Raw genomic sequence first — 15,717 nt, 5'->3', positions numbered from 1 at the left:
TAAGCTGCATTGGAGGGTTGTTGTTAAATGCAGATTACTAAAAAAATACGTCGAATTATACCGGGCAAAAACTTGCATACAATCTAAAGACTTTACATTTAGCAACAGAATCATAATCAAGAACCCTTATGTACAACCCCGAAACTTATTTCAGTAAGGAAGTTTTAGAGAGAGTGTTGCAACAATATGACTGGCCGGAAAAGTATGAGTTGATTAAATCACCTCCTTCTTCGGTCATAGTCAGATTTTCCAGATGTACTGTTGTATTTGTTGAAGGGTTTGATAGCAATATGAGGGCTTTTTTTCTCAACAAGGATACCGGAAGAAATGATATGCAAGGCTGTCTGCAGGTTTATGATGCAGTGAGAGCTTTGGAACTTACTCATCATTTAACAGAAGCAGATATTACGCTGTTAGAAGGGGCAAAATCACTACCTGTTTTCCCTTCACTTGAAAAAGTAGAACAGGGGCTTAGAAATCTTTGCATTCACTTGCAGGTATATCTTCTTCCCTGCATTCAGGGAAATTTTGATTGGGTGAGCGAATATAACCGGCAATATCCGGAAAGTTAAAATGAAACGACTCCTGTATACCGAAGTAACAATAGCCGCCGTATTGTAATAGCCGTTCATTTATCCGGCAATCGCCAGATACAATCCTTCTTCCTGCTCTGATAGATGTGGATATCGGGTAGTTTCATACGTGGACCAAACAATGTTTCCTTTCATAAGATGTTTTAACCCGCTTACAAACTTCTTCAACTGGTCATTTAAGGATGGTTCTATATTGTAGATTTCCTTTTCCAACAGCAGAAATGCCCGTATAATATCATCGTGCATTTCCACAGTTGCATGTATGGCGTCCTGAATAGAAATACCATGTTCCCGTTGTAGAATAGTTACCAGGTTGAAAGTAGCCTGATTAGATTTATCCATTTCCTTGCTGAGAGAGAAAAGATCGTTCGAATAGCATATGGCATTACGGGCATATTCCGTGAGTCTTACAATTTCGGGATGATCATACATTGCTAATGGAAGATGCAATTGAGCAGTTAATGGAAGGGAGTCTGTAGCAAGATTCGCTGCACCGAGAAACTGTCGGATTTCGCAATATTCTTTCAACGAGGGAAGTTGTTGATTGCTCAATTTTTCGAATTGCCACCAACCTCCACGGAACATATCACGAAATCCCTGGATGATGCGTTGTTGAAACCAATTATCAGAACGGGCACACATTCTTTTCCAGATATCAGCTAATCCTTTTAATAATGGATTAGTGGGTTGAAATACCGGTTCCCCTTTCGTTAACAGAATTTCCATGAATTGAGCTTCAAATGCTATCAGGTCTTCTTTTCCCATTTTACTGGTCTCATCAAGGTCATCGTCAAGAAGGAACAACAATGAATTCATATCACACCATGCGGCTAGATCTTCAAAATCTCCATAAGGATATGATCGTGCAATCATAGTCGCAAAATTTTGACTACAGTAATGCAGGTATTGTTCGCCATCTGTCAATGAAAATTTCAGCAGGAATTGTCTTGTATGTGAATCAATTCTTAGCTTATCATCATGCAGGGTGGTATGGAAGGGGCACAGCAAGGCCGGAATAGTGAAAAGATGCATAGCAATAAGGTTTTAGCCAGAATTTACAACAAATGCAATAATTCTGAAGTATACCGGTAATTGTATACCCTTATTGTCAAAGCAATATTTCATGTAGTCTGCGAAAGCCACCGATACTGGTATCCCCGGATTTATTTCCTTACTTTAGAAATCCAACGATCTTATCAGCAACAATAAACCTACCATGATTATTCAGCACAACCCGCAAAATGTATTTCCTCCTTACAATAATTACAGTCATGCCATAGAAATCAAAGATGATGCAAGGCTACTCTTCATCAGTGGATTGAACGGTTTCCAGCAAGATGGCCGTACCATGCCGGAATCTTTTGAAGAGCAGGAGGATCTCATCTGGCAACACATAGGAACAATACTGCAATCCGCTGATATGGATTATCAGAATGTGATTTCTATTCGTACTTACCTCGCCGATCCATCCTATGATGAAGCGAATATGGCGTTAAGAAAAAAATATATGGGATCGCACAAGCCAACCTTAACTGTTATCTGTTGCCAGCTGCTCGAAACAAAATGGAAACTGGAAGTAGAAGTGGTGGCTGCAAAATAAAACCACTCTATTTGAGTGTACGCGTTCAGTTGCCTGATAAATAGTTTGCTATCGGCCAATCTCTTCCGCCAAACCAATCAGCAGTCCGTCTTTCGATCGGATATAGCAAAGCCGGTATATGTTTTCATATTGCACTATTTCGCCAACAAGCCGGGCACCTTGTTTGGTAAGCCTTGTTACCAGCTCGGCGATATCTTCCACAGTGAACATTACTCGAAGATATCCAAGCGCATTCACGGGTGCAGTTCTGTGATCGGAGATAACAGGCGGCGTAATAAATCTTGAAAGCTCCAACCGGCTGTGGCCATCGGGAGTGATCATCATTGCAATCTCAACACGCTGATCTCCCAGTCCGGTAATGCGGCCAGCCCATTCACCTTCGACCGTACCCCGGCCTTCGAGCTTCAGTCCTATCTCTGTGAAAAATGAAATAGCTTCATCCAGGGATTCTACAACAATCCCTACATTGTCCATTCGCAATAGTTTACTTTTAGACATAGTGTTCTCTGTTTATCGATGTGTTTGTATAAATAACTGTCTTATTAAAGCAGCACATGGTTTTCAATGCTGTGAGTTGCACAGCATGTAAGCTACATCAGATGTTCCATAGGCAAATCAATATGGTCAGATCCGCCCGCTTATTGCCGGAGTTGCACCCTGTATCGGTATCCCATCTGGCTTAAATTTGGGTAATCACTTCACTTTAAAACAGCAATATGAGAAAGATCAGAATCTTCGAGCATATTTCTCTTGATGGCGTTATCGAGCACGATAAGAACTACACTTATGGTGGATGGACAGGACCTTATCGCACTCCTGCCGGAATGGGTATGCTGCTTGAATCCTATGGCACAGGTTTCGACATGCTGCTTGGCCGTAACACCTACGACGAGTTTTTGGGATACTGGCCAAATGCCGGTGACTTTCCGATGTCCAATGCAATCAACACCGCCACAAAATTTGTGATTACGCACAGGCCTGAGAGCCTTGAGTGGGGACCAGTAAAGGGGATAAGCGGGAATGTAATTGAGGAGCTTCGCAATCTGAAGTCTACCGATGGTCCTGATCTGGTTATTTGCGGCAGCATATCACTCACCTCTGTATTGCTCGATGCAGGATTGGTAGATGAAGTTGTTCTTATTGTATATCCTGTATTGCTGGGCAAAGGCAAACGCATTCTTTCAGATAGCTATGACGCGCGTGCACTTGAGTTTGTGAGTACTAAAACCACGCCAACCGGTGTACTGCTCAATACTTACCGCCATCTGGGGGCATTGCAAAGTTAATTGCGGTTTATGTTGGCAGTTGATCAGAACTGCTCTGCAACTTTATTTGACTGATGATCCGATACTTCAGACTTTTTTGAAGGAGCTATCCAATCTGATGGCTTCTTTCAGCAATTTTATTATGGGAGCATCATCGATTTCCTCCGGTGTCTGATAGATCTTATAAAAAACCTGCTTGTTGGTTCCGTGCAGCAGAAAGCCATCTTCATCGGCTAGCTTGTTCCCATGCCAAAACCCCAGCAGCACTCCTTTTTTGATGCCACCACCTGGAATAGTGGAGGGCCAGATGATGCAGATACCTTTGTTGCCATAAAAGAAAGGAACATTGTATGATATTTTCTCCCTGCAGTATTCAGGGAGTGTCTCGATAATTATCTGCCGTAACACATCCACTATTATTTTCTCTTCTTCAGGAAGAAGAGAAAATAATTCAACAAGATTTTTGATTTTCACACGATTTGTTTTTGCCATCCTGGGTTATCGTTATCCAAATATAACACTACATACGATCAGGTGATACCCACTCGACATTGCTTTCGTTCAGGCATGAAATGTACAGTTTCAGTTCAAATCAACACTTGTATACTCTTGATGGGCATATCCCTGTATTTGTCGTCAGGAATGGTGCGGAAACGCCAAACACTATCAGCCAGCAGCCTTTAGGGATAAAGTGCGGGATAATTATACTTTATTCAAAGTGTAATTATTGCCTATTTTTACTCCCGGTATAAATTCAATACATGGCAGCAAACCAACACACTATCCAGGCGCAAAACGTAACGGACTATCCCAATAACAACACCTGGTTTCTGGTCTGGAATTTTAAGGAAGATAAATCTGCAGAACAGATAAAGCCCGTGTTCCAGCGTTTGTGCGCTTTAGTGATCAATATCAATAATTCAGCCCTCGATCGTTTTCCCAATTCAAAAGCAAGTTGTGTGCTGGGTATCGGTTATGATGCGTGGTTGCTGCTCGATTTGCCTAAGCCATTACCAAAAGAACTTAAAAATTTTGAAGCCATAACGGGTAGCAAACATACTGCTGTAGCTACCAAGGGCGATCTGCATTTTCATATCCGTTCCGATGAGAAGAGTTATGCTTACGACATGGCTGCACTGATCTCCGGCCTCATGAACGAAATCGCCGATTGTGTGGTGGAAGTACAGGGCTTTCGTTACCGGGACAGCCGTTCCATACTCGGCTTTGTAGACGGAACCGAAAACCCGCATGGTGCGGAACGCGATTATTTTGCCATCATCGATGAGCAGGATCCTTCCTACAAAGGAGGAAGCTACCTGTTCGTTCAGAAATATCTGCACAACCTGAACGCGTGGAAATCATTAACGGTAGAGCAACAGGAAAAAGTGATCGGCCGGTCGAAGGAAGATGATGTAGAAATGAGTGATGATGTAAAACCTGCCAACTCACATATCGCACTCGCCAATGTGGGGGACGACTTCAAAATTGTACGCGATAATATGCCTTTTGGCAACGTGGCTTCCAACGAAATGGGTACCTACTTTATCTCTTACGCCAGCACATTCACTACTGTAGAAAAAATGCTCCACAATATGTTCATCGGCGATCCTCCGGGAAATTATGATCGCATACTGGATTTCAGCACTGCACAAACAGGCAGTTTATTTTTTGTGCCATCGATGGATATGCTGGATGCAATGGCGGGTTGAGTGGTGGCTTCGCCTGCTATCATCCGCTAAAATAATCTCCCTTCTTCTGCGTTTTTTTAGTATAGTTGCAAATAGTTCGCTAATACCTGGTTTAGGTTGTCTGATTTTATACACCATAACGAAACTGAGCTTGTAGAACGAATTGCTTTGGGAGACGAACACGCATTTAAACTGGTGTTCCAACACTACTGGCCCCGTGTCTACTCGGTTGCACTCATATTTGCCAAATCCCCTGAAGTTGCGGAAGATGCTGCTCAGGAAGTATTTGCCAATATCTGGGTGAAGAAAGAACTGCTCAGAGAAGTTAAAGAATTCAAAGCCTACCTGCTCACCGCTGCCAGAAATCATATCCTCAATAAATTGCGCAGCAGGGTTTTTACCGGTACTTTCGATGAATACCTCAAAGAATATTTTGCCGATTCTCTTTCCGATCCTGCCGCCAGCCTCGAACTGAAAGAAGCTTCCAAAATCATTGAAGCCGGCATCAACCGGCTCACTCCTCAACAGCAAAAGGTTTTCAAATTAAGCAGGTTCCAGGGATTGACGCATGCTGAAATAGCAGCTGCCACAGGCCTTTCGCAACGAACAGTGAAAAATTATATGGTGAGTGCGATTCTCGCACTTCGCAATTATCTCGATAATTATTCTTCATCGGTGGCAATCTTCCTCTGGATGTTGCTCTTTCTGTAAATAATATTTTTCGCAGACCAGGGTCCTATGGTTTCTTCTTTGTGTCTGTATAGAGGGAACATTTGTACAAACCTGTTATTTCAGTGCCCAAACCTTTCCTACCAATAAAATAGTGAGGATGACATTTAATGACCTTCTGCAAAAGTTTATCAGGGATGAACTGTCCGGAGATGAACTGGAAGTTTTTCTGCAACTGGTGCGCGATCCGGCCAATGGCATTCTGTTGGATGCCGCTGTTCGCGAACAACTGGAAGCTCCCGTGTTCACCGATCTTACTGCCGGTCTGGATATCGAAGAGCAGTTCAGAGCTGTGCTGAAGAAAGCCAACGCAGACAACGCTGCTGATTTTATCGACCCTGCAGAGATCAAACGTACTGGTTTTCTGTACCGATGGATAGCAGCAGCTGCTGTTCTGCTGGTGCTGGCCGGCGCCGCAACATGGTGGTGGCAGACAGGTCCTCAGCAACAGACGGCAGCGGTTACTCCTTCGGACATTACACCGGGAACGTCCGGCGCTATTCTCACCCTGGCCGATGGCACAAAGCTGGTACTGGACAGTCTGGGCAATGGATTGGTGGCTACGCAAAGCGGCACCAGAGTTGAGCTGGTTGATGGAAGGCTCAGTTACCTGGCAACTGCTGCTGATGATGGAGCGCCTGCTTACAATACCATGTCCACTCCCAAAGGACGACAGTTTCAGCTGAAGCTGCCCGACGGAACTGCAGTATGGCTCAATGCTGCCAGCTCCATTCAGTTCCCTATTGCATTTACCGGCGATGAACGCCGAGTGATCGTTACCGGCGAAGCATATTTCGAAGTAGCGCAGAACGCCAAAAAACCGTTCATAGTTGAACTCAACAATATTGAAGAAGTGCAGGTGCTTGGAACCAGTTTCAATATCAACGGGTATATGGACGAAGGCCTTGCCATCACAACCCTGTTGCAGGGAGCAGTGAAAGTTACTCCCATGGGCATCGCTGCTGCACTGAGTGAAGAGAAACGGCAGGGACAAGTGCTGAAGCCAGGCCAGCAGGGGCTTGTAAAGTCATCCGTTTACGATCGTGGGCAACTGCTGGTACAGGATGCCGACATCGATAAAGTGATGGCATGGAAGAATGGCATCTTCAATTTCGAAGGCGCTTCACTCAGGCAGGTAATGAAACAACTCGAACGCTGGTACGATATCAGTGTAGTGTATGAGAATGGTGTAACAGATGTATCGTTCATCGGAGAGATGAGCCGCAACGTAAACCTCGGAGAATTGATTCAGGCACTGCAGGCCATGAAACTGGGAGTGAATCTAAGACTGGAGAACGGAAGAAAACTGATCATATCGCCTTAATCAAAGCATTACCATTTAACCTTTTCTCATAATCAGGAACTGACGGAATTAAAAACCGTTACGCGTGGAAGGCGTAACGGCATGGCATCGTTTTCACGAAGCAGTTCCGGCTATTCAAACATTCGTAACGAGAATCTTTTACTTAACCAAAACTGACGCGAAAGTATGCAAAAAAATGCTTTACGTAGCTGGGAAAGGTATGTGCATTCCGATCATGGATCGGGTACCTCCCAGGTTTTAACCAAACTACTGCCCAGGTTGAAACTTTCTTGCAACAGGTTTCAGGGGCCTGGCAGAAAAATCAAAACCGTAATGAAATTAACAGCCCTGATTTTATTGCTTGGATGCCTGCATGTATCTGCAGGCACCCGATCACAAACGGTATCGATTTCGGGGAAAGATCTGCCGCTAACAAAAGTTTTCAATCTCATCAAAAAGCAGACAGGCTATACCGTTTTCGGTAAATCGAGCCTGCTCAGGCAATCGGACCCCGTTACTGTTTCCGCTGTAAATATGCCACTGGCGCAGTTCCTCGAAACTGTAATGCAAAATCAGCCGATCGGTTACAGATTGATCGACCGCACCATTTTTCTGGTTGAAAAATCTATGGCTGTGAAAGCTGATAAACCGAGGATTGATGATAAAGCGCCACCCGACTGGGTGGGCGAATCTGGCATCAGGCAGGTACTCACCGGTATTGTGGTGGGAGAGAATAACAATGCTGTTGAAGGCGCCAGTATCAATGTGAAAGGAAAAGGCACCGGTGTTAGCACAGACAGCAAAGGGAAGTTCACCATCAGCGCAGAATCAGACCAGGTGCTGGTTTTCTCGCATATCAACTTTCACTCAAGGGAGATCAAAGTGAAAGATTTTCCTGCCAATGGAAGGGTAGTGCTGAAGCAGAAAGAAGCCACTCTTACAGACATTGTTGTGACAGGATACGGCAATGTGCGCAAAGAAAGTTTCACCGGTACCTACACGCAGGTTACCAAGGCCGATCTGCAGAAAGTAACTGCCAATAACCTGATCGGTGCATTGCAGGTGTTCGATCCTTCGTTCCGCATCATGCAGAACAATATCATGGGCTCCAATCCGAATGTGCTGCCGGAATTCTATATCCGCGGCCAGTCTGGTTTTCCCGGCATGAAAGAACTCGATAAAATTCAATCCGGCAGTTCTTCCACATCACAGTTTGCGTTGAAGAACAATCCCAATACGCCCATCTTCATCATGGATGGTTTTGAAGTATCGGTTGAAAAGATCTATGATATGGACATCAACCGCATCAGCAACATCACCATTCTGAAAGATGCGGCAGCCACAGCCATGTATGGCTCCCGCGCTTCCAATGGCGTGGTAGTGATAGAAACTGTATTGCCTAAACCGGGTGAGTTCCGTGTGAATTACAATGGCAACTATTCCGTTACTGCTCCCGATCTCAGCAGTTACAATATGATGAATGCACAGGAAAAACTCGACGCCGAATTTGCTGCTAAGATCTATGAACCTGCCATGGCTCCCACAGATCCGGGTTATGAGTCTGGTATGATCGAGGGTTTGTGGAAGATGCAGCAGAAAAAAAACGAAGTGCTGAAAGGAGTGAATACCTACTGGCTTTCGCAGCCGCTCAGTACCATGTTCAATCACAAACACAATGTATACATCGAAGGCGGCTCACAGGGCATGCGTGTGGGCGTCGATCTTAAATACGATCAGCAGAATGGTGTGATGAAAGACTCTTACCGTAAAAGAATGGGAGCGGGGCTTACACTCCAATATCAGACCACCAAACTGCAGTTCCGCAATCAGATCTATTTCGATGCAGTGAATTCCGAAGAATCGCCCTACGGTAAATTCAGCGACTATTCCCGTTTGCAGCCTTACTTCAATATGTACGATGAGCTTACCGGTAAATACGCGAAAGAGCTTCCCAACTACAATAACAATAGTGTGCTCAATCCCATGTATGAATCTACTGTAGGCAATTTCGACAGAACACGGTATAAAGAATGGACGAACAACTTCACGGCCAACTGGTTTCTTACGAAGTTCCTTTTCATCAAAGGACAGTTTGCGCTTGAATACAAAGATTCGGATAACGACCGTTTCATTTCTCCTGAATCTTCTGTTTATGCGAGAGGCGATCTGTTCACCAAAGGTGAGCTCAATCAGACCTCTACGAAGAATATCAGCTGGAACTCGAATGTATTTGCTTCCTACAACAGAAATTATGATGTGCATAATCTGAATGTATCTGCCGGCGTGAATGCAAGGTCTGTACGTTCCGAGTTCACTACATCCACCTACAAAGGATTTGCCAACCGAAATTTCAATTCTCCATCGTATGCGTATGAGATTTCTCGCAAACCCGAACTGAACGACAATATCACCCGTCTCATCGGATCCTTTGCCACGTTGAATTACAGCTACAACAATATCTATCTCTTCGATGGTTCTTTCAGAATGGATGGCTCTTCTGAATTTGGCACCGATAACAAATGGGCGCCCTTCTGGTCGGTAGGCGCAGGCGTGAATCTGCACAATACGCATTTTCTCAAAAGCAACAGCGCTATCAATATGCTACGGCTTACTGCCAATATCGGACAAACGGGTAAGTCTAATTTCTCTCCCTACATGGCGAGAAACACGTATCAGATTATGCTCGACGACTGGTATCCTACCGGTATCGGCAGCAGCCTCACCTACATGGGCAATAACAAACTTACATGGGAGAAACAGGTGAGCTGGAACCTGGGCGCTAACCTCACTTTGTTCAAGCGGTACAATGTAGAATTGAACTACTACAGAAAAAGAACTTATGATCTGATCACGGATGTATCGCTGCCATCATCTTCGGGATTCACGGTGTATCGCGACAATATCGGAGAAGTGCTGAACAAGGGATTCGAAATAAAGACCAGCCTGAACCTGATCAATCAGAAGAATTTCAATTTCACGCTGATCGGCAATATGTCGCACAACCGCAACGAGATACTGAAGATTGCACAATCGATGAAAAGATACAACAACCGCATCGATGAATATTACGATGGATACAATACCAGCACCGATCCCGCATTGGTACTGTATTACAACGAGCAGAACGCAAAGTTCGCGAAACCGATCATGAAGTATGAAGAAGGCAGTTCGCTTACCACCATTTATGGCATGCGATCACTGGGCATCAATCCCGCTAACGGGAAAGAAGTATATCAGAAACCAGATGGCAGCATCACCTACGACTGGAACCCCGCTAATCAGCAACCCATCGGCAATACAGAGCCCTGGGCGCAAGGATCGTTTGGGTTGAATGCGAGATATAAGCAGTTTACGCTTTTCACCACTTTCATGTTTGAATTCGGCGGAGATCTATACAATCAGACTTTGGTGGATAATGTGGAGAACTCCAATCTCGCCTATTACAATGCAGACAAACGCGTGCTTTCTGAAAGATGGCAGAACCCCGGCGATATATCTACACTGAAAGATATAAAAGACAGATACCTGGTAACCAGACCTACTTCACGTTTTCTGCAACAGAACAATACAGTTGTTTTCAACTCTCTTTCATTGGGATACGATTTCGATGCGGCCTGGTTGAAAAGGAAATTCGGCATGAGCTTCCTTAGAACCACGCTGCTGATGAACGATGTAGCGCGTTTCTCTTCCGTAAAAAGAGAGATGGGGCTCAACTATCCCTATGCGAGAACATTCACGCTTACCATCAACGCATCATTCTAAAACGCTTGTTTATGCAATCAAAACAATATTGGAAACTATTGTTTCTGCTGCCTGTGCTGCTCAGCATGAGCTGTAAGAAATTTCTGGATGTGAACTCCAGCAATCAGGTGCTGGAAGAAACGATGTTCAAAGACGGAGCCGGCCTTCGTGTAGCTGTGAATGGCGTGTACAAGCTTTTGTCTTCTACCGATCTCTATGGCAGAAACCTCACTTACGGAGTAGTGAGCGCTATGGCCTACAACTACGATATCAATAATGTGCCCTACGACAGCCGCGAAGCGGCCCGCTTCAACTGGGATGTTTCTTCTGCACAGGACAATATGGAACAGATCTGGCAAAGCGCCTATCGCACACTGGCCAACTGCAACAATGTTATTCAGGCGGCGGTATCGAAAGACACCAGTTTTTTCGCCGAAAGCGCCAACGAAAAAAATATGATCCTGGGCGAGATGTATGGCATCAGAGCCATGATACATTTCGACCTGCTGCGGATATTTTGTCCTGCCCCCGTTACAGGGTATGCCGGCCCTGCTATTCCATACGTAACCAAATATCCCGATCCGCAGCCCGTAAGAGTGAATATGGCTGACGCTTTCAGCAAGATAATCGAAGACCTCAATCAGAGCCGAAACCTGCTCGGCAAGATCGATACCGTTTATCTGCGCAGGGTAATGACCAATAACGTAGGAAGAATCAAAACACCTAATTCGTGGGTGAACCTTACGCAGGGCGACTTCTTCAATTTCAGGGCAGAGCGGATGAATTACTTCGCCGCCACAGGATTGCTGGCCCGTGTGTATATGTACAAAGGAGAGTACGAACCTGCTTTCCAATATGCGAAGATCGTGTACGATATCCATAAGAGGAATTGGTTTACCTGGACGAACTCCATCTATCAGGGACAGATAACCGATGTGGACTACATCTATACCAAACGACCCGAAGAACTGATACTCAGTTTTTCAAACGGCCAGAGCTACAATACATTCGATGCGCAGATAAACAGTTCCGGCATGGCTAATCTGAACTTCAGGATTCCGCCCGCTTACATGAACAAATTGTTCGAGGGTGATATGGATGATTACAGAATCGTTGGCTGGTACAACCGGTATGGCGATCAACGATACATCACCTGGATGCGGCCCAAAGGCAACTCCTACAATGCCACCAATACTGCAGCCTGGCAGGGACCCTTACTGCCGGTGATGCGTTTCTCCGAAATGTATCATATACTCATCGAGTGTTACGCCAGACAGGGAAAAGTTTCGGATGCCGTTGCCCTTTTCAATACACTTCGTCTCAACAGAGGTGCAAAAGTGAAGATCAGCGAGAGCATCGGTACAGAGGACCTGATGAATAAACTGGTGAACGATATCATTCGTGAAAACCTTACCGAAGGCCAGACCTTCTTCATGTTCAAAAGACTGAACAGAAATATTTTCAACGGAGACTCAGAGATCATCATGTCACCCCAGGACTGGTATGCTCCTTTACCATTAAGCGAAACAGCCTATCTCCTTTAAAAGCAGCGTTATGAAACTATTCAGAAACACTATAAGTATAATTGCCCTGCTCGCGCTGATCCAATCCTGCAAGAAGGATGAAATAATGCATTACGAGAGTGGCGACTATGTTCAATTCAACAAGAGTGTAACAGACTCTTCCATGTTCTCCTTTCTGGCATTGCCGGATGATAACGAAGCGAAAACTCCCCTCGTAATAGAGCTGGTGGGCAAACCTTCCGGTAAAGACAGGCAATACAAAATATCAGTGGCCAATGAGCTGAGTACCGCCACACCAGGGCATTACAGCCTGCCTGCTTCTTTCACGCTGAGAGCAAACAGAACCACCGACACTGCCTGGCTCACCGTTAAGAAACTGCCCGATCTGAAAGTGAAACCCGTTCGGCTGGTACTGAGGATCGAATCCACCGATGAGCTCAAATTCGGACAGATAGATTATTGCGTATCCATACTCAATATCTCCAATGTAATTGCAAAACCCGATTGGTGGAACCAGACAGTAGAATGGTACTATCTCGGCGAATATTCCGATAAGAAGTTCGCGCTCTTTATTCAGGTAACCGGTTTGTCTGACATCAACTCCAACGATATCTATCAGGTACGCTATTACACCATGAAACTGAAGAACTATCTGTTGCAGGAAAAAGATGCAGGCCGAACCGTATACGAAGAGAACGGACAGGAAATGACCGTTGAAATGATCGGCGGATAGTCGAAAACCACTAATTCAAAATTGCATGAAACAGTATATGAAACTATGGCTGCCCCTGTTGTTTGCGATACTCGCGGTGCAGGCCTGTTACAAAGACAAAGGACATTACGATCTTGTCGATTACAATATGATCAAAGAGATCAAGGCGCCGCAGGCTCCTCCCGTAATTCTGGGAGATACATTGAAAGTGAACCCTGCCATCAGCTGGAAATTTCCAGACAGGGACACACTTGCCTTTGAGTACGAATGGAGACAGGTAGACTCGGTTGTATCCAGAGAAAGATACCTGAAATACACGCCTGATATTTCTGGTTATGTAATGATCTATCTCTACGTTAAAGAAAAAGCCACCGGCATTGAAACCCGCTATGCCATGCAGATCCAGGTGGTTTCTCCATACAAAGCAGGATGGTTGTTCCTGCTGAACAATAACGGCAAATCCGGACTGAGCTTCGTGAGGCGCGATGCGAAAAAAGATCCCAATAACGTTACCTGGTATGAATACAAGTATTATCCCAATCTCTACGACAATATGTTTCCGGGTAATCCGCTGGGAGATAATCCGCAGAAACTGATCACGCGTGCATTCACTGATTATTCAAAAGACGAAGTGCTGGTTCTGCAGGGCAATACGCCTGTATTTCTCAATGGTGATGATTTTTCCAAAGTGCTGTCGTTCAGAAATTCTTTCCCTGGTTCCAGCTTCCCCAATGGTGCTTATCCCCTGAATTTTATCGACGGAGGCACCGTGAACTACATGCATGGTTCGGATGGAAAGATGTACTGGAAGCGCAACACACGGATGATGGGCGGCATTCACGATGGCCTGTTCATCGATGTGCCTATCTACTTCGAAGGTGGTGGTGCGCATATTTCTGAACTGGTCGAAACTGCTTACGACAGGTCGGAGATCGTATATCTCTACGACGATCAGAACAAACGGTTCGTAGGGCTTTACTCCACCAATGGCGATAACAGTTTCATCGGGGGGAAGATGTACCTGCGTGATGCAGACGGAGCAACGCCTCCAGCCGGATGGGTGAGCCTGAACAATCAAACCGGCTACACGCTGAAATATTGCGGCGATTATTCCAATGGCGCTTACTTTATGAATATCATCAAAAACGATGCTACCGGCCAATACATGATGCAGAACTACCGCCTTGCAATGAGGTATACTGCTATCGATGTAAGCGAACACAAACAGGAAGTATTTGCAGGCAATGGCATCGTAAGCGACAATACCGTTTATCACCGGATCTTCAATTCTTCTTACCTCTTTTTCGGAGAAGGCAGCAAATTGTATTTCTATGATGTGAATACAAAACTCATTACGCTTTATCACGATTTTGGAACGGGCCGCATCAAAAAGATTGTTTCCGATGCTGCATCCGGAGAGATCGGCATACTGCTCGACAACGGAAGATTCTCCATCTGCAGTCTGAAGAACGAAGTGCTGGGCGCTCCAAACCCCGGACAGACGGGCATTCTGTTCACCGTGCCCAATGTGGGTAATGTGGTGGATCTGGCCTGGAAGTGGGGATCTTATTTCGAATACTCAAACAGAAGATATCCCGGTTAATCTAATCCCTCTATAACTATTACATATGAACGAGTCTATTGTAAAGGTAGAAAACCTGTCGCACAGGTACAGTGTGCAATGGGCAGTAAAGAATATCAACTTCGAACTAACCAAAAACGGAATTTACGGATTGCTCGGCGCCAATGGCGCCGGCAAATCCACCATCATGAATATCATGTGTGGTGTGCTGAAGCAAACGCAGGGTGAGATCTATATCAGAGGCATCAATATGCGGCTCGATCCGGTGAAAGCCAAACAGCATATCGGTTTTCTGCCACAGAAGCCACCGCTGCTTTCGGATCTTACCGTAGAAGAATATCTGGAACATGCTGCGCATATGCGCCTCATGGAAGAAAAAAAAGTGAAAGAAGCAGTGGACGAATCCATGGAAAAAGTGGGCATCACCCATTTCAGAAAAAGACTCATCCGCAATCTGTCCGGAGGTTATCAGCAAAGAGTGGGCATTGCACAATCGATTATTCATAAGCCCGGTTTTGTGGTGATGGACGAACCTACCAATGGCCTCGATCCCAATCAGATTCTGGAAGTTCGCAACCTCATCAGAGAAATTGCAGAAGAAAGAACAGTAGTGCTTTCCACGCATATCCTGCAGGAAGTGCAGGCGCTCTGCAACAATATCTGGATGATCAATCAGGGCACTGTTGCCTTTGCAGGATCAATGGAGGAATTCGACAATTACATCATGCCCAGCACCATTGTGCTTTCCATGGCTGCTGCGCCTCCCATGGAACAATTGATGGCCATACCCGGTGTACTGAATGTGATGTTCCTCGGTGGCATCAAATACAAAATTCAGTACAGTGATGCGTATGATACCATGGAAAGGATCATCGAAACAAGTGTTCAGCAGAAGTGGCGCCTGCTGGAAATTTCACTGGAGAAAATGTCGCTCGAAAGCGTGTTCGCCGCACTGTCAACCAATAAATCTGAGTAAACCCT

General features: G+C 45.2%; 14 protein-coding genes. 11 read left to right on the top strand and 3 right to left on the bottom strand.

Annotated features, from left to right (window positions below; all coding sequences use genetic code 11):
• Nucleotides 1-128 precede the first annotated feature (128 nt).
• Complete coding sequence (locus tag HHL16_RS15525; protein WP_169426094.1) at nt 129-572, top strand: hypothetical protein; 444 nt, start codon at nt 129-131, stop codon at nt 570-572.
• A 60-nt stretch (nt 573-632) separates the two neighbouring features.
• Here HHL16_RS15525 and HHL16_RS15520 read toward each other — a convergent pair whose 3' ends face one another.
• A complete protein-coding gene (locus tag HHL16_RS15520; RefSeq protein WP_169426093.1) occupies nt 633-1,625 on the bottom strand; it encodes a hypothetical protein in 993 nt (330 codons plus the stop codon).
• Nucleotides 1,626-1,809: 184 nt separating this feature from the next.
• Between HHL16_RS15520 and HHL16_RS15515 the strand changes: the two genes are divergently transcribed.
• On the top strand, nt 1,810-2,193 hold the full coding sequence (locus HHL16_RS15515; RefSeq protein ID WP_169426092.1) for a Rid family hydrolase: 384 nt from the start codon (nt 1,810-1,812) through the stop codon (nt 2,191-2,193).
• A 48-nt stretch (nt 2,194-2,241) separates the two neighbouring features.
• Here HHL16_RS15515 and HHL16_RS15510 read toward each other — a convergent pair whose 3' ends face one another.
• Nucleotides 2,242-2,691: a VOC family protein gene (locus HHL16_RS15510; protein WP_169426091.1), complete on the bottom strand. Its 450-nt coding sequence runs from the start codon at nt 2,689-2,691 to the stop codon at nt 2,242-2,244.
• Nucleotides 2,692-2,909: 218 nt separating this feature from the next.
• Here HHL16_RS15510 and HHL16_RS15505 point away from each other — a divergent pair, with 218 nt between their 5' ends.
• Nucleotides 2,910-3,479 (top strand): dihydrofolate reductase family protein, encoded by a 570-nt coding sequence (locus HHL16_RS15505; RefSeq protein ID WP_169426090.1) that lies wholly within the window; start codon nt 2,910-2,912, stop codon nt 3,477-3,479.
• A gap of 66 nt (nt 3,480-3,545) precedes the next feature.
• Here HHL16_RS15505 and HHL16_RS15500 read toward each other — a convergent pair whose 3' ends face one another.
• Nucleotides 3,546-3,932, bottom strand: coding sequence for a DUF1801 domain-containing protein (locus HHL16_RS15500; RefSeq protein ID WP_169426089.1), 387 nt, complete (start codon nt 3,930-3,932; stop codon nt 3,546-3,548).
• Nucleotides 3,933-4,219: 287 nt separating this feature from the next.
• On the opposite strand from HHL16_RS15500, the gene HHL16_RS15495 reads away from it, so the two are divergent.
• From HHL16_RS15495 to HHL16_RS15460, 8 genes are all read left to right on the top strand, one after another.
• Nucleotides 4,220-5,167, top strand: coding sequence for a Dyp-type peroxidase (locus HHL16_RS15495; RefSeq protein ID WP_206022442.1), 948 nt, complete (start codon nt 4,220-4,222; stop codon nt 5,165-5,167).
• 96 nt (nt 5,168-5,263) lie between these two features.
• Nucleotides 5,264-5,857: an RNA polymerase sigma-70 factor gene (locus HHL16_RS15490; protein WP_169426088.1), complete on the top strand. Its 594-nt coding sequence runs from the start codon at nt 5,264-5,266 to the stop codon at nt 5,855-5,857.
• Nucleotides 5,858-5,975: 118 nt separating this feature from the next.
• Complete coding sequence (locus HHL16_RS15485; RefSeq protein ID WP_169426087.1) at nt 5,976-7,199, top strand: FecR family protein; 1,224 nt, start codon at nt 5,976-5,978, stop codon at nt 7,197-7,199.
• A gap of 312 nt (nt 7,200-7,511) precedes the next feature.
• The gene (locus tag HHL16_RS15480) at nt 7,512-10,940 is read left to right on the top strand and encodes a SusC/RagA family TonB-linked outer membrane protein (protein ID WP_169426086.1); all 3,429 of its coding nucleotides are present in this window, start codon (nt 7,512-7,514) and stop codon (nt 10,938-10,940) included.
• A gap of 11 nt (nt 10,941-10,951) precedes the next feature.
• A complete protein-coding gene (locus HHL16_RS15475) occupies nt 10,952-12,463 on the top strand; it encodes a RagB/SusD family nutrient uptake outer membrane protein (protein ID WP_169426085.1) in 1,512 nt (503 codons plus the stop codon).
• A gap of 10 nt (nt 12,464-12,473) precedes the next feature.
• A complete protein-coding gene (locus HHL16_RS15470) occupies nt 12,474-13,175 on the top strand; it encodes a DUF4843 domain-containing protein (RefSeq protein ID WP_169426084.1) in 702 nt (233 codons plus the stop codon).
• 37 nt (nt 13,176-13,212) lie between these two features.
• The gene (locus HHL16_RS15465; protein WP_169426083.1) at nt 13,213-14,757 is read left to right on the top strand and encodes a PKD-like family lipoprotein; all 1,545 of its coding nucleotides are present in this window, start codon (nt 13,213-13,215) and stop codon (nt 14,755-14,757) included.
• Nucleotides 14,758-14,782: 25 nt separating this feature from the next.
• The gene (locus HHL16_RS15460; RefSeq protein ID WP_169426082.1) at nt 14,783-15,712 is read left to right on the top strand and encodes an ABC transporter ATP-binding protein; all 930 of its coding nucleotides are present in this window, start codon (nt 14,783-14,785) and stop codon (nt 15,710-15,712) included.
• Nucleotides 15,713-15,717 lie beyond the last annotated feature (5 nt).

Origin of the sequence: Pseudoflavitalea sp. G-6-1-2 (genome assembly GCF_012927185.1) — a bacterium.
Classification (GTDB): Bacteria; Bacteroidota; Bacteroidia; order Chitinophagales; family Chitinophagaceae; genus Pseudobacter.
Note: the sequence above shows the minus strand (reverse complement) of the source record. Positions and strands in the feature narration are given on the sequence as shown.